Source organism: Flavobacterium sp. FlaQc-47, from assembly GCF_044006475.1.
In the GTDB taxonomy this organism is placed as follows: Bacteria; Bacteroidota; Bacteroidia; order Flavobacteriales; family Flavobacteriaceae; genus Flavobacterium.
This window is the reverse complement of the sequence record NZ_JBIPCQ010000005.1, coordinates 412,385-434,646: the sequence shown is the minus strand read 5'-3', so window position 1 is coordinate 434,646 and position 22,262 is coordinate 412,385. Positions and strand designations below refer to the sequence as shown.

At 32.0% G+C, this 22,262-nt stretch carries 21 protein-coding genes and 3 tRNA genes; 13 read left to right on the top strand and 11 right to left on the bottom strand.

Translation table 11 applies throughout. The features are described from left to right. Window positions 1–2: 2 nt before the first annotated feature. The 5 genes from ACHRVX_RS18520 to ACHRVX_RS18500 all read left to right on the top strand — a co-directional run bounded on the left by ACHRVX_RS18520 (window position 3) and on the right by ACHRVX_RS18500 (window position 5,488). Window positions 3–1,778, top strand: a complete 1,776-nt coding sequence (locus ACHRVX_RS18520; protein ID WP_395334859.1) for an ATP-binding protein — start codon at window positions 3–5, stop codon at window positions 1,776–1,778. Between the two features lie 191 nt (window positions 1,779–1,969). Then, the gene (locus ACHRVX_RS18515; protein WP_395334857.1) at window positions 1,970–3,544 is read left to right on the top strand and encodes an ATP-binding protein; all 1,575 of its coding nucleotides are present in this window, start codon (window positions 1,970–1,972) and stop codon (window positions 3,542–3,544) included. A 10-nt stretch (window positions 3,545–3,554) separates the two neighbouring features. Continuing rightward, entirely contained in the window at window positions 3,555–4,223 is a 669-nt protein-coding gene (locus ACHRVX_RS18510) for a response regulator (protein ID WP_395334855.1), read from the top strand. Window positions 4,224–4,392: 169 nt separating this feature from the next. Beyond that, window positions 4,393–4,560 (top strand): hypothetical protein, encoded by a 168-nt coding sequence (locus ACHRVX_RS18505; protein ID WP_157495921.1) that lies wholly within the window; start codon window positions 4,393–4,395, stop codon window positions 4,558–4,560. A 124-nt stretch (window positions 4,561–4,684) separates the two neighbouring features. Next, window positions 4,685–5,488: an endonuclease/exonuclease/phosphatase family protein gene (locus ACHRVX_RS18500; RefSeq protein ID WP_395334853.1), complete on the top strand. Its 804-nt coding sequence runs from the start codon at window positions 4,685–4,687 to the stop codon at window positions 5,486–5,488. Here ACHRVX_RS18500 and ACHRVX_RS18495 read toward each other — a convergent pair whose 3' ends face one another. The 9 genes from ACHRVX_RS18495 to tgt form a co-directional block, all read right to left on the bottom strand. After that, window positions 5,489–6,748: an asparagine synthetase B gene (locus ACHRVX_RS18495; protein WP_395334850.1), complete on the bottom strand. Its 1,260-nt coding sequence runs from the start codon at window positions 6,746–6,748 to the stop codon at window positions 5,489–5,491. A gap of 325 nt (window positions 6,749–7,073) precedes the next feature. Further along, window positions 7,074–7,739 (bottom strand): response regulator, encoded by a 666-nt coding sequence (locus tag ACHRVX_RS18490; RefSeq protein ID WP_395334848.1) that lies wholly within the window; start codon window positions 7,737–7,739, stop codon window positions 7,074–7,076. Between the two features lie 111 nt (window positions 7,740–7,850). Beyond that, window positions 7,851–8,642 (bottom strand): sensor histidine kinase, encoded by a 792-nt coding sequence (locus ACHRVX_RS18485; RefSeq protein ID WP_395334846.1) that lies wholly within the window; start codon window positions 8,640–8,642, stop codon window positions 7,851–7,853. 653 nt (window positions 8,643–9,295) lie between these two features. After that, complete coding sequence (locus ACHRVX_RS18480; protein WP_395334844.1) at window positions 9,296–9,658, bottom strand: hypothetical protein; 363 nt, start codon at window positions 9,656–9,658, stop codon at window positions 9,296–9,298. A gap of 136 nt (window positions 9,659–9,794) precedes the next feature. Beyond that, window positions 9,795–11,339 carry a replicative DNA helicase gene (gene dnaB, locus ACHRVX_RS18475; RefSeq protein ID WP_395334841.1) on the bottom strand — a complete coding sequence of 515 codons (1,545 nt, stop codon included), beginning with the start codon at window positions 11,337–11,339 and terminating at the stop codon, window positions 9,795–9,797. Window positions 11,340–11,479: 140 nt separating this feature from the next. Then, window positions 11,480–12,433, bottom strand: coding sequence for an acetyl-CoA carboxylase carboxyltransferase subunit alpha (locus ACHRVX_RS18470; RefSeq protein ID WP_213301500.1), 954 nt, complete (start codon window positions 12,431–12,433; stop codon window positions 11,480–11,482). Window positions 12,434–12,545: 112 nt separating this feature from the next. Further along, on the bottom strand, window positions 12,546–13,433 hold the full coding sequence (locus ACHRVX_RS18465; protein ID WP_395334839.1) for a DMT family transporter: 888 nt from the start codon (window positions 13,431–13,433) through the stop codon (window positions 12,546–12,548). Continuing rightward, the gene (locus ACHRVX_RS18460) at window positions 13,420–14,508 is read right to left on the bottom strand and encodes an LptF/LptG family permease (protein WP_395334837.1); all 1,089 of its coding nucleotides are present in this window, start codon (window positions 14,506–14,508) and stop codon (window positions 13,420–13,422) included. Before ACHRVX_RS18460 ends, ACHRVX_RS18465 begins: the two co-directional genes overlap by 14 nt. An 82-nt stretch (window positions 14,509–14,590) precedes the next feature. Next, complete coding sequence (gene tgt, locus ACHRVX_RS18455) at window positions 14,591–15,721, bottom strand: tRNA guanosine(34) transglycosylase Tgt (protein WP_395334835.1); 1,131 nt, start codon at window positions 15,719–15,721, stop codon at window positions 14,591–14,593. Window positions 15,722–16,101: 380 nt separating this feature from the next. Here tgt and ACHRVX_RS18450 point away from each other — a divergent pair, with 380 nt between their 5' ends. The 3 genes from ACHRVX_RS18450 to ACHRVX_RS18440 all read left to right on the top strand — a co-directional run bounded on the left by ACHRVX_RS18450 (window position 16,102) and on the right by ACHRVX_RS18440 (window position 18,607). After that, on the top strand, window positions 16,102–16,422 hold the full coding sequence (locus ACHRVX_RS18450) for a hypothetical protein (RefSeq protein ID WP_395334833.1): 321 nt from the start codon (window positions 16,102–16,104) through the stop codon (window positions 16,420–16,422). A gap of 254 nt (window positions 16,423–16,676) precedes the next feature. Then, window positions 16,677–17,528 (top strand): transketolase, encoded by an 852-nt coding sequence (locus ACHRVX_RS18445; RefSeq protein WP_213301518.1) that lies wholly within the window; start codon window positions 16,677–16,679, stop codon window positions 17,526–17,528. Window positions 17,529–17,653: 125 nt separating this feature from the next. Next, window positions 17,654–18,607 carry a transketolase family protein gene (locus tag ACHRVX_RS18440; protein ID WP_213301521.1) on the top strand — a complete coding sequence of 318 codons (954 nt, stop codon included), beginning with the start codon at window positions 17,654–17,656 and terminating at the stop codon, window positions 18,605–18,607. A gap of 344 nt (window positions 18,608–18,951) precedes the next feature. Here ACHRVX_RS18440 and ACHRVX_RS18435 read toward each other — a convergent pair whose 3' ends face one another. Beyond that, the gene (locus tag ACHRVX_RS18435) at window positions 18,952–20,103 is read right to left on the bottom strand and encodes an FKBP-type peptidyl-prolyl cis-trans isomerase (protein WP_395334830.1); all 1,152 of its coding nucleotides are present in this window, start codon (window positions 20,101–20,103) and stop codon (window positions 18,952–18,954) included. Window positions 20,104–20,182: 79 nt separating this feature from the next. On the opposite strand from ACHRVX_RS18435, the gene ACHRVX_RS18430 reads away from it, so the two are divergent. Continuing rightward, on the top strand, window positions 20,183–20,572 hold the full coding sequence (locus tag ACHRVX_RS18430) for an RNA-binding S4 domain-containing protein (RefSeq protein WP_395334828.1): 390 nt from the start codon (window positions 20,183–20,185) through the stop codon (window positions 20,570–20,572). A gap of 216 nt (window positions 20,573–20,788) precedes the next feature. Next, entirely contained in the window at window positions 20,789–21,289 is a 501-nt protein-coding gene (locus tag ACHRVX_RS18425) for a phosphoribosyltransferase domain-containing protein (protein ID WP_395334826.1), read from the top strand. On the opposite strand, the gene ACHRVX_RS18420 is transcribed toward ACHRVX_RS18425, so the two are convergent. Continuing rightward, a complete protein-coding gene (locus ACHRVX_RS18420; protein ID WP_395334824.1) occupies window positions 21,281–21,799 on the bottom strand; it encodes a shikimate kinase in 519 nt (172 codons plus the stop codon). The genes ACHRVX_RS18425 and ACHRVX_RS18420 overlap by 9 nt on opposite strands. A 127-nt stretch (window positions 21,800–21,926) precedes the next feature. Between ACHRVX_RS18420 and ACHRVX_RS18415 the strand changes: the two genes are divergently transcribed. From ACHRVX_RS18415 to ACHRVX_RS18405, 3 genes are all read left to right on the top strand, one after another. After that, window positions 21,927–21,999: transfer RNA gene (locus ACHRVX_RS18415), tRNA-Lys, on the top strand. 40 nt (window positions 22,000–22,039) lie between these two features. After that, window positions 22,040–22,112, top strand: a tRNA-Lys gene (locus ACHRVX_RS18410). A 42-nt stretch (window positions 22,113–22,154) separates the two neighbouring features. Beyond that, window positions 22,155–22,237, top strand: a tRNA-Leu gene (locus tag ACHRVX_RS18405). The last annotated feature ends 25 nt before the right edge of the window (window positions 22,238–22,262 follow it).

Genomic DNA, 22,262 nt, shown 5'->3' with positions numbered 1-22,262 from the left:
GAATGAAAAACTGGTTAAACCTTTTTAAGTATTGGACTCCAAATCACTTACAGATTAAAATTCTCTTTTTTATTCTGATGGGTTTACTTGTTATGCAATCCTGTAAAAAGATAACTGAAAAGAAAATCATCAGGAAGAATCACTCAACAGAAATTAAAAATAAAATAAAAAAGAGTGATTTCTTTTTAAATAGAGCAAAAAATGATAGCGCCTATTTTTATTTAAATCAAGCTGTACTACTTTGCGAACCTAAAAAAGATTATGCAGAGGATTACGTTTATGCACTCACCTGCATAGCGAATATTCAAAAAAACAATAGTGACTATTTTGCTTCAGAAGAAACACTGACAAAGACACTTCCGTACTTAAAAAACATCAAAAATCCTGAATACGCGTATAATGTATATACTTTAATCGCCTATAATTATTACTACAGTTTTGATTATAACGGCGCAATCCTGTATCATCTTAAAGCATTAAAACTAGCGCATACATCTTATAAAAAATCAGTTATTTTGAATGATATTATTCTGATTTATCTCAGTCAGGAAAAATATAACGAAGCTGCTGAGATATTAGTTCCGTTAACTGCGAGAAAAATAAAACATGAAAATGATCCAAGGAAAACAGATAATAATTATTCTCTTTTATTAGATAATTTAGGATATTGCTATTACAAACTCGGAAATCCTAAAGCCGTTGAATGTTTAAATAAAAGTTTAAAAATTAAACTGGAACAAAATGATCAATATGGATTAATTGGGACTTACAATACTCTCTCATTATTATATTCAAAAACAGATCAAAAATTATCGAAAATGTATGCCCGGAAAGCATACAAAAGTGCCTCCATAACAAATGCCGTAATTTATAAACTTGTTGGTTTAGCTACATTAATAGAAAAAAGTGAGGGAGCAGAACTTAAAAAATATTCAGTAGATTTTATTAGAATTGCAGATAGTTTCACTTCTGCGAGACAAAAAGCAAAAAATGAATTTTCAAGAATTCGATATGAATCTGAAACAGATAAAGCAGAAAATCTGCAACTTAAAGTCCAAAAAATTGAAAATGAATTACAATTAGAAAAACAAAAAAATCGAAATAGTATTTCGTATATTATTATCTTTTTTTCAACTGCCATCAGTTTATTTCTCTATTTTTATCTAACACTAAAATCAAAAAAGGAAAAAAACAAAGCCATATTCGAAAGTGAAATACGAATTTCTAAAAAACTAAGTGACGAACTTTCTAATGATGTTTATCATGCGTTAGCTTTTACTCAAAATACAGATTTTGGAAAGGAAGAAAATAAGGAAGAGTTATTAAATAATTTAGATACTATTTATTCCAGAACCAGAAATATTTCTAAAGAAAACAGTGCTATTAGTACAGATATAAATTATGCAGATAATCTAAAAGAAATGATTTCCGGATTTAAAACTCCTGAACTAAATATAATATTAAATGGTTTTGATTCCGTTTTTTGGCATGAAATTGCAAAGAATAAAAAAATAGTCCTTTTTAGAGTTTTGCAGGAATTGTTTTCCAATATGAAAAAACATAGCAATGCATCAGTCGTTGGAATAACTTTTAAAATATCGAATCAAAATCTGTTTATTAATTATGCTGATAACGGAAATGGTGTAGATTTAAATATTAAAGTCTTAAGAAATGGTTTAAAGAATGTTGAGAAGAGAATTGAGCACATTAAAGGTCAAATTGATATTGATTCAACAAAAGGTTCGGGATTTAAGGTTTTTATTCAATTTCCCATTTGATGAGACATTTATTAAATATTCTAAAAAACATTGTTATTATTAAGGGCACAAACTTTTTTTTATTATTTGCAATTATAATTTGCACGCAATCCTGCGAAAAAAAATTAGAAAAGAGACCTTCTAAAAAAAATTATTCCGTTCAAATTAAAAACTATCTTAACAAAGCTGATCTTTATTATTATGCTGACAAAATGGATAGCTCCTATTTATATTATAATAAAGCTCAATTAATTTGTAATCCCCAAGTAAATATTGATGAATATGTGTATTCTTTGTCCTCGATGGCTGAAATTCAATCTATATTTAGTAATTATGTTGCGAGTGAAGCACTATTGACAAAGACACTTCCTTATTTAAAAAAAACAAGTAAACCTATATATGCCCGTAATGTTTACAGTTTCATTGGGTATAATTATTATAATATGTATGATTACCAGAATGCTATTGTATACCACCGAAAAGCATTTCATCTTCCAGGTTCCTCATTTAAGAAAACACTTATTTTAACAGATATTATACTTGTATATCTGGCCCAGAAAAGATATCAGGAAGCTGCTGAAATATTAGAAATATTAGCTTCTAAAAAAATTACTTTTGAGAAAGATCCCCAATCGAGTGAAAGGCTTTATTTTGAGATTTTAAATAATCTGGGATTTTGTTATTACAATCTAAAAATAAACGGATCATTGAATTTGTACACTAAAAGCTTAAAAGCAAATCTTATATTAGATAACGACTTTGGGTTAATTAATAATTATAAGAATCTATCTAATTATTACCTGATTAGCAATCCTAAACTGGCTAAGGAATATGCAAAGAAGTCGTATGAAAGAGCCTGTAAAGTTAATTCGGCCACAAATAAGGCAAATTGTTTGGCACAATTAATAAAAGTGACAAAAGAGGATGACCTAAAAAAATACTCTCTGGATTATATTAAAATAATTGATAGTATTACAAAAGGAAGAAAACAGGCAAAAAATCAATTTTCTACAATAAAGTACGAATCTAAAAAAGATAAAGAGGAAAACTTTCAACTAAAAGCTCAAAAAGCAGAAAATGATTTACAATTAGAAAAACAGAAAAAACGAAATATCATTTCCTATATCTTCATTTTTTTTAGTGCTGTATCCAGTTTTGCCCTTTATTTTCATTTAACTTCCAAAGTAAAAAAAGAAAAAGACAATCTGATTTTTGAAAGTGAGATGAGAATATCTAAAAAACTTCATGATGAACTCGCTAATGATGTTTATAAAACTTTGGACTTTGCCGAAACAACTGACCTTACACAAGAAAAAAACAGGGAACAGTTACTGAATATTCTGGATACTATTTATTTCAGAACCCGAAATATTTCTAAAGAAAACAGCCATATCATAACAAATGAAAATTATCCCATGGCACTAAAAGAAATGATATCCGGTTATAAAACTTCAGATATCAATATTATATTAAATGGTTTTGATTTAATACTGTGGCATAAAATTGAAAAAAATAAAAAAATCATTCTTTACAGAGTATTACAAGAATTGTTTTCAAACATGAAAAAACACAGTCAGGCAACTTTAGTAAGCATTAATTTAAAAAAAGACGAAAAAAAATTAACTGTAATTTATAATGATAACGGCGTTGGAACTAATAAAAAGACTACAATTTTGAAAATTGGACTACAAAATGTGGAAACCCGTATTAAAACTATAAATGGAAATATTATTTTTGACAATAATTCAGAAAAAGGATTTAGAATAACATTCTCAATTCCTGTATAAACACAACAACATGTTCAAAAAAGTTTTAGTTGCCGAAGATTTAGATAGTATAAGTATTGCAGTTATTCAAGTGCTTGAAGACTTACAAATCCCTACAATTCATCATGTAAAGTATTGCGATGATGGATTATTAAAAATTAAAAAGGCTTTGCTTGAAAACGAACCTTATGATTTATTAATAAGTGATTTATCTTTTAAATCAGATCATCGTGACATTAATCTTTCGAGTGGTGAGGAACTTATTGAATCAGCAAATGGGGTTCAGCCCAAATTAAAAAAAATAGTATTTTCTATAGAAGATAAATCTTATCGTATCAAATCTCTTTTTTATGATCTGGGTATTAATGCTTATGTTTCAAAAGGACGAAACAGCATTTCTGAATTAAGAAAAGCAATTGAGGGAACTTTTAGAAACGAGGAAAAAATACTTTCATCAGATTTGTCTTTTAATTTTAATGACAAGTCTTTAATTGAAATCGAATCTTATGACATCTCGATTTTAAAGCTTTTGGCACAAGGTTATATATTAGAAAATATATCAAGTGAATTTAAATCGTCGTCAATTACTCCAAACGGAACGAGCAGTATCGAAAAACGAATCAATAAACTGAAAATTTATTTTAAGGCAAATAATAATGTGCACCTAATAGCAATTGCTAAAGACTTTGGTCTGGTGTAAATTATATAACCCTTTTACGGATTCCCGTAAGGAAATGCTTTTTTATAGATTTATCTTTGTCGAGAATCTATTAATAATTGGAATGAAAACTAAATATAAAATTAGTTCTGAGAAAGATTTACGACAAAATTTCATCTTAAAGATTAGTACAACCAAAAATAAAATTATCATGAAAACAATGTTACTGTGCCTTTTTTTATCATTAAGCTTTGCATTTGTTTCTGAAAAAACAGGATGGCTTGAAGTTGATTGGAAAATTATCTTTATTCCGGCTCTACTTGTATTGCAAATTATAATTATAGGAACTGCATTAAAAAACAGATATAAAAAACATTAAATCTGTTTTGTTTAAGAAATAAATTTTCTCTTTAAAAAAATATTTTCTCCAAATATAGATTAGAAGACTATTTAGAAATTCTTAAAAATTTTGAAATGCTTATATTTGATCTTATAAATACAGCATGAAAAACATTTTAAGATTTGTTCTATTATTCTACACTACTTTCACTTTTTCTCAAACCAAAATCCTTTCCTGGAATCTGGAAAACTTTGGAAAATCAAAATCTCAGTCCGAAATAAATTTTATTGCCAATACTATATTAAATTATGATATTGTAGCACTTCAGGAAGTTGTTGCCGGATATGGCGGCGCACAAGCAGTTGCTAAACTTGCTGCAGCATTGAATCAAAAAGGCGCTAAATGGGATTATAGTATTAGTGATCCTACAAGCAGCAGCAGTTATAAAACGGAGCGTTACGCTTTCATTTGGAAAACCAGCAGAGTAAAACTTAAAGGAAATGCATGGCTGGAAAAAAAATATCATTTAGAAATTGATCGCGAGCCTTATTTTGGCACTTTTGAAATCAATAATAAAACTATAACTCTAGTTAATTTTCATGCGATAACCAAAAGCAAACAGCCTGAAACCGAAATTAAATATTTTAAGTTTTTGCCACTTGAGTATCCAGCTTTAAATTTGGTGTTTTTAGGCGATTTCAATTGTCCGCAATCTCACACAGTTTTTAATCCATTGAAAAAAATGCGCTTTGCTCCTATTTTACAAAATCAAAAAACAACATTAAAACAGCAATGCAAAAACAACATTTGTCTTGCATCTGAATTTGATAATATTTTCTATAAAGCAACTTCGTTAACATACATTCATTCAGGAATAATTCCGTTTTATGAAAATTTCAATTCCTTAAAAGAAGCCAGAAAAATATCGGACCACATTCCTATCTGGTTTGAATTTTCTATTAACTAATTATGTTTTTAATTTCTTCTTTTTCGCAGCAGGAAATAAAACATTGTTTAAAATCAAACGGTAACCGGGAGAGTTTGGGTGTAAATCTAAAACCGTAGGAGGATCTCCAACCTGATGTTGAAAATCTTCCGGATCATGACCTCCAAAAAAAGTAAACATTCCTTTTCCTTTTTCGCCATGAATATATCTGGATTCTCCATTAAGTTCACAAGTTCCCATTATCAGGACATTAGACTTTATTAAAGCAGTATCAAAGGAAGTGGTTTGTCCCATAAAACCTTTTACTAATTGTGTGTGGTTTTGACATAACATACTTGGAATTGGATCCCATTTTGCTGAAAATTCCATTAATGAAAAGTAATCTTTTTCCATTGGAATTCTGCGTTTTGTTGTCATATCAATATCCGAAAACTCATATACTTCAGGTCTTCTTTCTAGTGTAAAGTTTTTAAAGGCAAATGAATTTCCGTAATTTAATTTTGTTTGATAATTTGATTCGCTTGCATCGCCATCAAACATAGCTTCGCAAATATCTACCCCATCTGCAGAAAGTGCTATATCAAAACTATCTGTTGCAGAACACATTGCAAACATAAATCCTCCACCAATAACAAAATCCCTGATTTTTTTTGCGACTGCGCCTTTTTCCTGCGACACTTTGCTATATCCTAATTTAGTGGCAAGCGCTTCTGCATCCTTTTTTTGATCTATATACCAAGGTGTATTTTTGTATGCCGCATAAAACTTTCCGTATTGTCCGGTAAAATCCTCGTGATGCAAATGCAGCCAGTCATAAAGTAATAATTGATCGCTTAAAACTTCTTCATCATAAATTGGGGTGAAAGGAATTTCGGCATAAGTTAAAACTAATGTTACCGCATCATCCCAGGGCTGTTTGCCTTTTGGCGTATAAACTGCAATTTTAGGCGCTTTTTCGAGTATAACAGATTCCATATTTTGTGACGGACTTGAAATTTCGTCTAAAATTGAAGCTTGTTCACTATCTGAAATTATTTCAAAACTCACACCACGAATCTTGCATTCTCTACGGATTTGATCTGCATCCGGAAGTAAAAATGATCCTCCGCGATAATTCAGTAACCAGCTTGCCTTATAATCTTTACTTAAACACCAATAGGTTATTCCGTATGCTTTTAGATGATTTTGTTGTGTAGTTTCGTCCATCGGAATTAAGATAAACGAAGCTTTTGCAGTTAATGAAAGTAGAAATATGAAAATATAAACTAAACTTTTATTCATTAGAAAAAATATTTTAGTAAAGATATAAAGGAAGCATTAAAAAACACAATAGATACTTGTCTTTTATAAAGGAATAAACGTTAAATAAAATATTCTGTTTCATCAAAATCACGTAAAAACACGTATTTATTCAGAATATATTATGGTTACATTTGCTAGCTAAGATCATCAAAATAATCAATGTAAAAATAAAAACTATGAAGTTTAACGATGATAACGATAAACCAAAGCAATTTAATATGATGCAAAAAATAGGATTATGTATACTTGTATTAAGTATTATTTTATACTATATTTTATCAATTCAATTTTTAACAAGCTAAATTTAAATTGTCAAGACAGCAATTTCGTTTTGAATTGCATATACAACTAAACCTGCAATATTTCTGGATTCTGTTTTTAACAATAAATTATTGCGATGTCCTTCGACTGTTCTGGGACTTAAATAAAGATGTTCAGCAATTTCTGAAGTCGTTTTTTGCTGACAAATAAGCTGGAGAATCTCTATTTCGCGTTGGGAAAGAAATCCTGTTTCTAAATTGCCTTTAGAATTTTTAGTCGAAATAATAGTTTCCTGAATTGTTTTCAGGACATTTTCATTATAATGAAATCCTTTTCTTGCTACTTGATTAATAGTATGAATCAGATCTTTTGGAGTTGTATTTTTAATTAAATAAGCAACGGCTCCCACCTGAATCATATTTGCAATAAATGATTTTGTATCATAACTTGTTAAAGCAATTATTTTAATATCGGGATAGGATTTTCGGATGATTTTTGTTGCTTCTACTCCATTTAAAACAGGCATTTTCAAATCCATCACAATAATATCCGGTTTGATTTCAATGTCATTTAAATTAGAAAGAAGTTCCTCTCCGTTAGATGCTTCAAAAATAATATCGATATTATCTTCTCTTTGCAACAAAAAAGAAATTCCTTTCCGGAATAAAACTTCATCATCGACTAAAGCAATTTTAATAGCGGAACTCATTTTATTTGATTTTGGTCGTTTGGTATGCCGAAATTACAAAATATGAAATGAAAAATGATATAAGAATCTTAATATATTGATTAAAAAACTTACTTATATCTCTATTTTAACTTAAAACGTAAAAAATACTTGAATCCCTTTGCCAATTTGAGAGTCAACTTTTAAAGTTCCGTTTAAAAATGAAATTCTGCTATCAATGTTTTTCATTCCCAATCCCTTTTGATTTTCAGCATTTTCAATATTAAATCCTACTCCGTTATCTTTATAAGTACAACTATTTATTCCGTTTTCATTTTTAAATGTGATCCATATTTCAGTTGCTTTTCCGTGACGCAAAGAATTGTTCATTAATTCCTGCAAAACCCTGAAAACATGCAAATGGCGATCAATTTCCTTTTCATCAAAATCAATTTCGTTATTATAATGAACCTTTACAGATTTGCTGCTTTCAAATTCATCACACAATTCCTCAACACCTGCATTAAGTCCAAATTTTTCAAAAACCGGAGGCAATAAATTATGGGCGATTTTCCTGGAATTTTCTAAAGCTTTTGCTGTTAGATTAATAATGTTTCCGGTAATTTCCTGGGTTTCTTCTTCTGTTAAATTTGGTGCAGAAAGTAAATGCGTATTTAATGAAACAATATTAAGTTTAGAACTAATATCATCATGTAAATCCTGCGCTATTCGTTTTCGCTCTTCTTCCTGAGCCACAATCACGGCATGCAATTGTTCCTTTTGAAGATGAATTTCAAGATCACGTTTTTCTAATTCTTTCTGAATAATTTTTTTTCTGGAGAAATAAAAAAAGGCAACTAAAAAAAACGCCACAACCATAAAAAAACATGATGTGTAAAGAATTATAGCCACAATTTCTTTTTCGTAAACTGGAGTTCTGCTCATATAGTCTTGTCAATTGCTGTATTAGTTTTAAAACTCACTTTCCATTCGTATAATATAAATAACTGATTCACAAGGACAAAAAATGCGTTTAGATTCCAGGTTATAAGCTTGAAGTCATTACTTAAATCAATTGTCAGATTCCCTACAAGAAATAACACCGTACTTGCTAATAAATAAATAATTAGTCCCACCGTGATATAATAGTACCTTTTAGTATTTAAAAGCATATTATACAAATATATAAGAGCAAAAAAAACAACTAACAATGATGTTAGGACAATTTCAAGTAAGTTAAATTTAAAAAATAACTCAGGTTCAAATACATACTGAACCGCTAACACAAATAAGCCTGAATACATGGTAATTGCAACTATTTTTTTTTGGAAAGAATTATTTTCTAAAAGATTTTTATAAAAAAGTCCTAATAAAATAAACTGGCCAATAAAATAAAAATGAATTAAATACAGGTTATTAATCTTAAACAACACCAGCACTTCCATTATAAACTGTACGATTACTAATAAAAAAAGATAATAATTATAAGTCTGAAAGGCTTTCCCAAATTTGGAAAAGCCTTTAGAATATAATATAAAATTGATTATTAAAACTAAATAACCAAAATATGTAAAGAACAAATATAACATGGAGTTTTGTTAAAGTGGACTTTCAGGATCTCCATTTGGAGGACAAGGACGAGTAGCATCATACACAACATCGTCGTTTTCCAGTTCGTTTCCTGTTTTAAATACATCTCTGTAAATACCTGTTTTTTTATCTAATTTAGTACCAACGAATAATAAAACCTGTTCACCTGCATTATTAATACCTTTGTAAGCACGAACAGCATCAATATCCTGATCTAATACAAGTTTTAATGTTTCTAAAGGAATTAAAAAAGCATTTGTTTTATTTTTGCCTTCTTCATTTTCTGCCGGAGCTTTACGATATTTATCTACCCATACTTTAGCTTGTGTTAGACCGACTTCAACTGATCCTAAATTTTTTTCTTCTGACATAATTTAAATTTGTTTTTGGGTTAAAAGTTAATGTGTAATTGTTTTAAACAATTGTTCAGCTAAACTACTGAATTTTATCAGAAAATTAACATTAATACCATAAAAAAAAGCCTCATAAAGAGGCTTAATTATTTTATTAAAATGGGACATCGCTGTCGTCATCATCGTCATTTAAATTACTTCCAAAAGCTTCATTAGCCGAAGGCAGATTTTTAGTTATGAATGGATTTTCCTCATGATTCATTTTTGATGGCAAATCATCATAATTACCTGAGAAATCATCAAGATTATCAAATTTTCCTAAGTGTCCGATAAATTTCAAACGAACGTTTTCGATACCACCATTACGGTGTTTTGCAATCATGATCTCTGCCTGACCAGTAGTTGGTGAAGCTTCATCATCATCCCATTCATCAATTTTATAATATTCAGGTCGGTATAAAAAGGACACAATATCAGCATCCTGCTCAATCGCCCCGGATTCACGAAGATCTGACAGCAACGGACGTTTACTTGATCCACGCGTTTCAACAGCACGCGATAACTGCGAAAGTGCAATTACAGGAACGTTTAGCTCTTTTGCCAAAGCCTTTAAGTTTCGGGAAATTGTAGAAATCTCCTGCTCACGATTTCCCCCTCCTTTACTATTTCCTCCGGCAGTCATCAATTGCAAATAATCGACAATGATAATTTTAATACCGTGCTGAGAAACTAAACGACGGCATTTTGCTCTTAAATCGAAAATCGAAAGTGATGGCGTATCATCAATAAACAAAGGTGCTTTCTCTAAGTTCTTAACTTTAGTACTCAACATTGTCCATTCGTGAGGTTCTAATTTACCGGTACGTAATTTCTCAGATGACAATCCTGTTTCTGATGAAATCAACCTTGTAATTAACTGAACCGATGCCATCTCCAGCGAAAACAATGCAACCGGATGTCCAAAATCAATAGCAATATTTCTAGCCATTGAAAGTACAAAAGCAGTTTTTCCCATCGCAGGTCTCGCCGCAATAATAATTAAATCCGAAGGCTGCCATCCGGAAGTCAGTTTGTCAAGATTCGTAAAACCGGTTTCAACACCACTTAAACCTTCCTGCTTTGCAATTTCTTCAATACGTTTTTTCGCCTGAAGTACTAAACTCTGTGCAGTTTCAGAACTACGTTTGATATTTCCCTGTGTAACTTCGTATAATTTCGATTCTGCCTGATCCAGCAAATCAAATACATCTGTTGTTTCATCATAAGACGCTTCAATAATTTCCGAAGAAATTCTAATCAAACTCCTTTGAATAAACTTTTGAAGAATAATACGAGAGTGAAATTCGATATGCGCCGAAGATGCAATTTTTTGTGTAAGCTGAATTAAATAAAAATCACCGCCCACTAAATCTAATTTTCCGTTTTTCTTCAATTGAGCCGAAACGGTCAACAAGTCAATTGGCTGCGTTTCTGTAAAAAGCTGAACGATTGCTTCAAATATAAATTTATGCGCATCTTTATAAAATGCATCGGCTTGTAAAATATCAATTACATCATCAACCCCTTTTTTATCAATCATCATTGCCCCAAGTACAGCCTCTTCTAAATCAAGTACTTGTGGAGGAAGTTTTCCTTTTTCCAGACTAATAATTGTGGTTTTATCTACCTTTACAGGATTTACATTTTTGAAATTTTCCATATAGCGAAAGTAGCAAAATTTAAAAAAAAATTGCTATTGAGTTATAACTATTAATTGTTTATAAATAAGCGTTTTTTGTTCATAACCAAAAAAAAATCCGAAACTGTAAGGCTTCGGATTTTAAATATTCCTGTGAGAATTTACTCCTTATACTCCCCCATTTGACTGTACTTGTCCATTCTCTGGGCAATTAAGTCTGCTGTTGATAAGTCTTTCAATTCGTTATATCCTTTGGTAATATATTCTGCCACTGTTTTAAAAGTAGTTTCACGATCGTAGTGTGCTCCTCCTAATGGTTCCGGAATAACATCATCAACTAATTTTTGTCTTTTCATGTCTGATGAAGTCAATTTCAAAGCATCTGCAGCACGTTCTTTGTACTCCCAGCTTTTCCATAAAATAGACGAACATGATTCTGGTGAAATTACAGAGTACCAGGTATTTTCTAACATGTATACTTTATCCCCAACACCTATTCCTAAAGCTCCTCCAGAAGCACCTTCACCAACGATAATGGTAATAATTGGCACTTTTAAACGAACCATTTCAAAAATGTTTCTGGCAATAGCTTCCCCTTGTCCTCTTTCTTCGGCTTCTAATCCAGGATATGCACCCGGAGTATCTACTAAAGTTAAAACCGGAATCCCAAATTTCTCTGCCATTTTCATCAAACGTAAAGCTTTACGATATCCTTCAGGATTTGCCATACCAAAGTTACGGTATTGACGGGTTTTAGTATTAAAACCTTTTTGCTGACCCACAATCATAAACGACTGACCGTTTACTTTTCCTAATCCGCCCACCATCGCTTTATCATCTTTAAAACCTCTGTCTCCATGAAGTTCAAGAAAAGTATCACCGCAAATTGCTCTGATATAATCTAAAGTATAAGGTCTGTTTGGATGCCTTGATAGCTGAACTCGTTGCCAAGCCGTAAGGTTTTTGTATATTTCTTTCTTAGTTTGTTCTAATTTTTTGTTGATTTCCTGGCAGGTTGGTGTTACATCAACATCAGATTCTTTTCCAATTATAACACACTTTTGTAATTGCTCTTCAAGTTCTTTTATTGGAAGCTCAAAATCTAAATATTCCATGGATTTTTGAATTTTGTTTGTAAATCGAACCGCAAATATAAAAATATTATATCATTGGTGTCGTTAAATCGTATTTAAAATATAAAAATGTAATTTAAAAATAAGTAAAATATTACACTTCTTTCTTGTTTTTATAATGTTTAAAAACGCCGTTTAAGATTACCGTAATCACAATTATCAAGGCGCCGATATAAAATTCCGTGCTCATTTTCTCTTTTCCGCCCAGGATAAAATAAGCCAGCATGATTCCGTAAACCGGCTCTAAATTAGTGGTTAACATCACCGTATATGGAGTTAACTTCTGCATTACTTTTACAGATGCCGTAAAAGCATACGCCGTACAAACCGAAGCTAAAACCAATAATAAAATCCAGTTATTAAGAGACATTGTAAAGAAATCAGCATTGAATTTTCCCTGTACTAAAAAGTAAATTGTAATAAAAAAAACTCCTGCGCCAAACTCATAAAAGGTAATTACAGACGGTTCATGATCTGAAATTAGTTTACCATTCATCAAAGTAAACAAAACTCCAAGAATAATCGAAGCCAAAGCATAATACATTCCGTGCAGGTATTTTACTTCGACTTGCATAATCAAACCTAAACCGGCAATGATTATTAATCCAAAGAAAACTTCGTACCATAAAATTTTTCTTCCGTAAAAAAGCGGTTCTAATAAAGAAGCAAAAAAAGCACCTAATGAAAATATCGAAAGTGTGATGGAAACATTAGAAACATGAATTGCCCTAAAAAAGAAAATCCAATGCAGCGCAATCAATAATCCCACAAAAATTAATTTGGCAAAAGACTGTGCTGATATTACAAAAGACTGCTTTTTATAAATTATAAAACCAGCCAGAAAAATTCCTGCAAGAAGCATTCTGAACCACACTAAATTTTCGGCATCGATAGTGATTAAAGCTCCAAGAATTGCTGTAAAACCCCAGATAAAAACAATTAAATGAAGGTTTAGGTAACTTTTTAAATTATCGTTTCGCATTACGTAATAAGTAAACTGCCAGAATTCCAAAAACAATATTTGGGAACCAAACAGCTAATAAAGGTGAGAAAGTAGATTTTTCGGCAAGAGTACCAAATATTTTATCAAAAAACACAAATGAAAACGCAATTGCAATTCCTATGGCAAGATTTGTTCCCATACCGCCACGGCGTTTCATAGCCGAAACCGCAACCGCAATAATCGTAAGAATAAAAGCCGAAACCGGAACACTGTATTTTTTATAAAGTACTACTAAATAGGTATTGATATTTCCTGAACCTCTCTTACGTTCTTTATCAATAAAATCGATCAATTTTCCTAGCGGAAGTGTTTCTGCAATGTAAACCACAGGAGTTAAATCTGCCAGTTCAAACTTAAAAGGAACATTTTTTTCAGGTACTTTTTCAATTACATCATTCAATTCCCCAAGCGTTCTTTTTGTATAATCATACAAAATATAAGTCTTTTTTTTAGGATCCCATTTAATTCGGCTTGCAGTAATTTTATACGTCAATACATCTTTTTCAAAATGTTCCAGTGTAAAGTTAAAAGCCGTTTTTGACTCTTCGTTAAAGCTATTTACAAAGATAAAATCGTTATCATTAAGCTGTCTGTAAACGTTAGTATTTTCACCGCGCATCAGCTGCTTTCCATTTCCTTTTAGATAGGTATATCTAAAATTATTAAAACCTTCACTTGCAGCAGGAACAATAAAAAACCCCATTAAAAGTACAAAAACCGAAACGATAGATGCACCTATAATATAAGGACGCAAAAAACGGGTAAATGAAATACCCGAACTTAAAATGGCAATAATCTCTGTATTATTTGCCAGTTTTGAGGTAAACCAAATTACCGATAAAAACAAAAATATCGGAAAAAGGGAATTTGCAAAATATATTGTAAAATTATAATAATAGACCGCAATCGCTGTAAAAGGAATCTCGTTTTCCAACATTTTGTTCACCTTTTCAGAGACATCAATTACAATCCCAATGGGAATAAATAATAAGATCATCACCGAAAAAGTGGCTAAATATCTTTTTAAAATATACTTATCTATTATCGTTAACATAGATTTGTTTTTGTTTTTTTGTTTCAGGTTTCAGGTTTCAGGTTACTCTGAGTAACTTGAAACCTGAAACTGAAACTTTTTTTTATAGTCTCTGACTCATATTTTTAACCATCATTTCTTTCCATGGTCTAAAATCTCCTGCTAAGATATGTTTTCTGGCTTCACGAACCAACCACATATAAAAACCAAGATTATGAATTGTTGCAATTTGCTTTCCTAAATATTCGTTTGCAGCAAATAAGTGACGTAAATATGCTTTAGTATATTCAGTATCTACAAAGGTATGCCCCATTTCGTCGATTGGCGAAAAATCATCTTCCCACTTTTTATTCTTGATATTAATCGTTCCGTTTGACGTAAACAACATACCATTTCTCGCATTACGTGTTGGCATAACACAATCGAACATATCAATACCTAACGCAATATTTTCTAAAATATTAATTGGAGTTCCCACTCCCATCAGGTAACGCGGTTTATCTTCCGGCAAAATTTCACAAACAACTTCAGTCATTGCATACATTTCCTCCGCAGGTTCCCCTACCGATAATCCACCAATTGCATTTCCTTGCTGACCTGAATTAGCAATATATTCAGCAGATTGCTGACGTAAATCTTTATAAGTACTTCCCTGAACAATTGGGAAAAAAGTTTGCTCATATCCGTATTTAAAAGGCAATTTATCCAGATGGCTAATACAACGATCTAACCAGCGATGCGTCATATGCATAGAACGCTGCGCATATCTGTAATCACATGGATAAGGCGTACATTCATCAAAAGCCATAATAATATCAGCTCCAATAGTACGCTGAATTTCCATTACACTTTCCGGTGAAAAAAAGTGATATGAACCATCAATATGCGATTTAAACTTTACTCCTTCTTCCTTAATTTTTCGGTTATTCGAAAGCGAATACACCTGATATCCTCCAGAATCAGTCAAAATATTACGATCCCAGTTCATAAATTTATGCAATCCACCCGCTTTTTCAAGAATCTCGGTTTGCGGACGTAAGTATAAATGGTATGTATTTCCCAGAATAATATCCGGATTAATATCTTCTTTCAACTCACGTTGGTGTACCCCTTTTACAGATGCAACCGTTCCAACTGGCATAAAAATAGGCGTTTCAATTACGCCGTGATCTGTAGTAATGCTACCCGCTCTTGCTTTAGATTGCGGATCTTTTTGTAATAAATCAAACTTCATCTGTTTCTTTTTTCAGTCGGCAAAGATAGGCTAATTTGAGGAAAATCTAATTAATTAGAAAATTTGTCCATTAGAAAATGAGATAATGATTTTCGCTAACCTTAGTTTTTGGAATTTGGAGTTTAAAAATTTGGAATTTAATATTTTTGGCGTTCCCTTCGGTCGGGCTATTCGCTGCAAGTCCTCGCACTTCCTTCGTCAGGCTGTAGGCTTTTCACTTCTATCCCTAACGCAAAATTGCGACAACTTTTCGATAAATAACACAAATGTAAAAGTTACAACAACCACATTAATAAAGTGTAACACAACATCACTATTCATGTCTTAATTTTAATACTATAGAAAAATCAAAAATTAATATCCATTAAATTATAGCAATCATGATAAATTCAGAAGAAAAAAATCCTTTAGATTTAGACCAAATCAAAGATGAGCAAATCGAAAGAAATCTCGAAGAACTAGATTATCCGGCATCAGAAGATATTTATACTAACGAAGACAAACTGGAAGATATCGATCCTGAGGGAATTTCAGGAGAAAGAATAATCAATCCTGAAAGCAACAATAACGAATGGAAACAAAATAGTGATAAGCTAGGAAACGATTTAGATATTCCAGGTTCAGAACTGGATGACCAAGAGGAAGAAATTGGCTCAGAAGACGAAGAAAACAATTTTTACAGCGAAGGCGATACTGAATAAACAATACTTATAAGTATTCTATTTATTTAAAATTTATTTTTTGCCATAAATTAAAAGGATTAGAACAGATTTTTAAAATCAATTCAATGCTTTTACTCTGTGGCAAACTTTTATATAGTACATTTTGGAGTTTTTTATACTATCTACAAAAAAAGCATCAAAATTTAACAACTACAGCAAACTAAAGCGAAAAATCATTTGTCAGCCCGCAAAATAAAAATTACTTTTGCACCAGTTTAACTTTTACACATAAAATGAAGCCTAACACACAACAATTAAGCGATTTAACTATCCAAGTAAGAAGAGATATTCTTCGAATGGTACATGCTGTCAACTCAGGCCACCCAGGTGGTTCACTAGGTTGTACTGAATTTTTGGTTACACTATACCAAAATATTATGGAGCGCAAAGAAGGTTTTGATATGGACGGAATTGGAGAAGATATTTTCTTCCTTTCAAATGGTCATATTTCTCCTGTTTTTTATAGCGTATTAGCACGTAGCGGTTATTTCCCTGTTTCAGAACTTGCCACTTTTAGATTATTAAACTCACGTTTACAAGGACATCCTACAACTCACGAAGGATTACCTGGAATTCGTATGGCTTCCGGTTCATTAGGACAAGGTTTATCTGTAGCTCTTGGCGCTGCTCAGGCAAAAAAATTAAATGGTGATAACCATTTAATCTATACTTTACACGGAGATGGTGAATTACAAGAAGGTCAAAACTGGGAAGCGATCATGTATGCTTCTGCTAAAAAAGTAGACAACCTTATTGCAACTGTTGACGTTAACGGAAAACAAATTGACGGTACTACTGACGAGGTTTTAGCAATGGGAAGTATCCGTGCTAAATTTGAAGCTTTTGACTGGGACGTTTTAGAAATTGCTGAAGGAAATAATATCGATGCAATTTTAGCCGGATTAAATGATGCTAAATCAAGAACAGGAAAAGGAAAACCGGTTTGTATTTTATTACATACTGAAATGGGTAACGGAGTTGATTTCATGATGCATACTCATGCATGGCACGGTAAAGCACCTAACAACGATCAGTTAGCAAGTGCTTTAGCTCAAAACTATTCAGCAGATCAAATCGACTATTAATCCCCCTAGCCCCCGAAGGGGAATTTAGGATTTGGATACAATAAAAAAAAACTATTACAAAATAATATAAACCCCTATTCACCCCAATAGGAACTCCCCTCCTTTGGAGGGGCTGGGGGAGGAAAATGAAAAAATACGAAAATACAGGAAGTAAAGATACCCGTTCTGGTTTTGGAGCAGGAATGACTGAATTAGGTCAAAAAAACGAAAAAGTAGTAGCACTTTGTGCTGATTTAATTGGATCATTAAAATTTGATGATTTCAAGAAAAATCACCCGGAGCGTTTTTTCCAAATTGGTATTGCAGAAGCAAATATGATTGGAATTGCTGCAGGTTTAACCATTGGAGGAAAAATTCCTTTTACGGGAACTTTCGCTAACTTCTCTACAGGAAGAGTTTATGATCAAATTCGTCAATCAGTTGCTTATTCTGATAAAAATGTAAAAATTTGTGCATCTCACGCCGGTTTAACACTAGGTGAAGATGGAGCAACACACCAAATCTTAGAAGATATTGGTTTAATGAAAATGTTACCTGGAATGACTGTAATCAATACTTGCGATTACAACCAGACTAAAGCAGCTACTCTAGCTTTAGCGGATCATCATGGTCCTGCTTATTTACGTTTCGGTCGTCCGGTTGTGCCTAACTTTATGCCAGCTGATGAACCATTCGTAATTGGAAAAGCAATTTTATTAAGCGAAGGAACTGATGTTACAATTGTAGCTACAGGACATTTAGTTTGGGAAGCCCTTATTGCTGCCGAAGCTCTTGAAGCTAAAGGAATTTCTGCTGAAGTAATCAACATTCACACTATCAAGCCTCTTGACGAAGAAGCGATTCTAAAATCATTAGCTAAAACAAAATGTGTGGTAACTGCCGAAGAGCATAACATTCTTGGAGGTCTTGGCGAAAGCGTTTCAAGAGTATTAGCTTTAAATACTCCGTCTCCACAAGAATTTGTTGCCGTTAACGATAGTTTTGGAGAATCTGGAACTCCGGAGCAATTAATGGAAAAATACAAATTAAACAATCAGGCAATTGTTGAAGCGGTAGAAAGAGTTATCAAAAGAAAATAATTTTAAAATTTTTTTACTATATACTAAAACCTCGAAATACTTTCGAGGTTTTTTTGTGGACAAAAACTAAAGTTTAATGGACCAACACTAAAACCTGTGGAGCGAAAAAAAATACCACAAAGCACTCAAAGATTTTTACCAAGGAGGACGAATATAAACACAAAGTTCACAAAGCTGTGTCAACACTCTACGATAAAAAACTTTTCGCGCTTTGCGGTAAAAATCTTTTAGAATGTATTTTTTATCTAGAAATATTCTCAGTTTACTTCATTTTCAAAACCAAAAAAATACGCATAAAAAAACCTCGAAATTACTTTCGAGGTTTTTGATATTTAAATCAAATATTAATTTTGTTTGATAGGATATGTTTTATCAAGATGAATCCTTAATCTTGGATTTGCCGTATAATCTTCAAGTAAATAAGCTTTAACATTAGTCGAAGATTCCGGTTTTGTAGGATCTGCTAATGCCCCTGTTGGTCTTCTTGGAATTCCTTTAAGCTCTGTTTCATCTGTATTAGGTGTAAGAGGATTATCAGGAGTTGGATCCCATGGATAATATCTTCTAACACCAGCTTCACCTGTTGGTTTTGTAATTTCAAATAAAGTGGTAAAACCATCACCATCATCATCGAAATCAACAAAATCAGCAATTCCGTCACCATCTGTATCATCAACTAAACCAGCCGGTGGATTAGGATATTTAGTTTTATCTCTAAAATCATAAAGATAACCGTCACCATTTAAATCTTCTAAATAATCAGGAACACCGTCACCAAGGAAAACTCTTCCTCCTGTCGATGAAGAGATACTGTATTCATTATCCATTCTTTGAAGATCGAACAACTTAAAACTAAACATTATAGGTGTATAAGCCGGAATACTGCCGCTACCTGATTCATAATATGCCAAACCAGAAGGCAAAAACATAACTCCTGCGCCATAATCCTGATACGAAATAACTCCGCTTGCAGGATCTGTTGTTGAAGTACCCGTTTTAAATTTAGGAAAAATCTCTGACCATCCTTCTATTACAGCACCTTCATTAGCATAAGGAAATAAATTAAATGTTCCCGGAAGCCCATATGAAGAATCAAAAACAGTTCCGTTTAACAAATTACCTGTATAAGAGGCAACAATTTTATCTGTATTGGTAGGAGAACTGCCTAATCCTTGTCTTAAGGATAAATAATACACTTTATAAGTTACATCATTACTATATACGTCTCTTGATTGTAAAGGATAAGTTTGTTGGTCCCAAACAGAAGTTTGTGTTCCTCCAGCAGGAATTTTAGATATTTTAATGTCAAAATCAGCTGTTACACTCTCAATATAATTAGTCTTTAAAAATTTAATAATTGAATCATTATCTGCTTTATATTGTACCGTGTAATCTCTTAAAGGAACGGTCACCACATCATCATCATCATTTTTATTACAGGAAACCAAAGAAATGCCGGCAAGCAATAAAATAAAATAATATTTAAATTTATTCATTATTGTTAATTTTTTAAGTGCGCAAGATACAATATTGATTTATTTTTGTAAAGAATTTAACTTTGAATTTAGAAAAATTATGCGAATAGATAAATACTTGTGGTGCGTACGTTATTACAAAACCAGAAATATGGTTACTGAAGCTTGCAAAAAGAACCACGTTACAGTAAATGGGCAGGTTGCCAAACCGTCGAAAGAAGTTTTTCCCAGTGATAAAATCACTTTTAGAAAAGATCAGATTACGCAAATTATAACTGTACTCGACATTCCGGAAAGTCGTGTTGGCGCAAAACTTGTGGATATTTACAGAAAAAATGAAACTTCTCCCGAAGCTTATGCTCACTTAGAATTATTAAAACTATCCAAAGAGCATTATCGTAAAACAGGTACGGGACGACCAACTAAAAAAGACAGGAGAGATATTGATGAATACGGAAATGATATTGTGGAAGATGAAGAGGAAAATTAAATTCTTTTTTTTTAAAATTCCCAATTCCAAAACTTTATAAAATCAAATAATCTAAACAAAACCTAGACCTAAGAGTCGGGCTTCGGAATTTCATATCCAAAGTTATTTTCCAAAGTTGGAATTTGGAATTTTTATGTTTGGAATTTCATGCTAAAAGTTGGAATTTCCTTTTTAGTATTGAAATTTAAATTAATTATATTAGCAAAAAAATAAATCATGAGCAAAAACATCATCTTAACGAATCAGGAAATCGAACATAAAATAAAACGTATCGCTTATCAAATATATGAGACTTTTGTTGATGAAGAAGAAGTTGTAATTGCCGGAATTGCATCAAACGGATCTATTTTTGCTCAAAAACTTGCCGAAGCCTTAAGTACAATTTCCACACTTAAAGTTTCACTTTGCGAAGTTAAAGTCGACAAACAAAATCCGCAATTACCCATACAAACCTCACTAACAAAAGAGGAATACGAAAACAAAGGATTAGTTCTTGTAGATGATGTTTTAAATTCAGGTACTACTTTGATTTATGCTGTTCGTCATTTCTTAGATGTTCCGTTAAAGAAATTCAAAACAGCAGTACTTGTAGACAGAAATCATAAAAAATACCCTGTAAAAGCAGATTTCAAAGGAATCTCCCTTTCGACATCTTTGTTAGAACATGTTCAGGTTGTTTTTGATGACAATGGGGACAATTATGCTTTTTTAAGCTAAGATTTCTAAAATATCCTGAACCGTTTCTTCGACCGCTTTATCATCTACCGCAACTTTATGCTGCGCGTGGTGATAATAATAACTTCTGTCGAATAAATGTTTCGCGATAAACTCTCTCATTTCTTCCTCATTCATATTAGCAATTAACGGACGTTTGCTTTTGTTATGAATTAATCTGTTGTACAAAGTATCAATTGAAGCCTTTAAATAGATCGAAGTAACGTCCTCTCTTTTTAATAATTCGTGATTATTAGCATAGCAAGGTGTTCCTCCGCCTAAACCTATTATGATTTTTTCTGAAGATTGAAGTAATTCCAGCAACATTTCGTGTTCTAACTTTCTAAAATGGATTTCTCCAAATTGCTCAAAAATCTCATTTATGGACAAATTTGCTTTTTTTTCGATACAATTATCTAAATCCAGAAACGGAATATTGGTAATTTTTGATAAGTTTTGGGCAATTGTTGACTTTCCGCAACCCATATATCCTAATAATATAATCTTTTTCATTTTAATAAGAACCTATAAATTAAGGCGTTGTAAATTTTGAGTAAAAAAAGACAAATTTATAATAAATAAGCTTGCAAATATTAAAAATAACTCCTTATATTTGCACCCGCATTCAAGGAAAGAATATGACTCGATAGCTCAGTTGGTAGAGCACATCACTTTTAATGATGGGGTCCTGGGTTCGAGCCCCAGTCGGGTCACAAAAATTGTGATTTAACATAATACTTTTCTTGATAGCATGACTCGATAGCTCAGTTGGTAGAGCACATCACTTTTAATGATGGGGTCCTGGGTTCGAGCCCCAGTCGGGTCACAAAAGGTCGAGTATTTATTTACTTGACCTTTTTTTATTTCTGGCCACGTGGAGAAACGGTAGACTTGCCATCTTGAGGGGGTGGTGCTCGTAAGGGCGTGTGGGTTCAAATCCCACCGTGGTCACAAAAAGGTAAAATACATACTATGT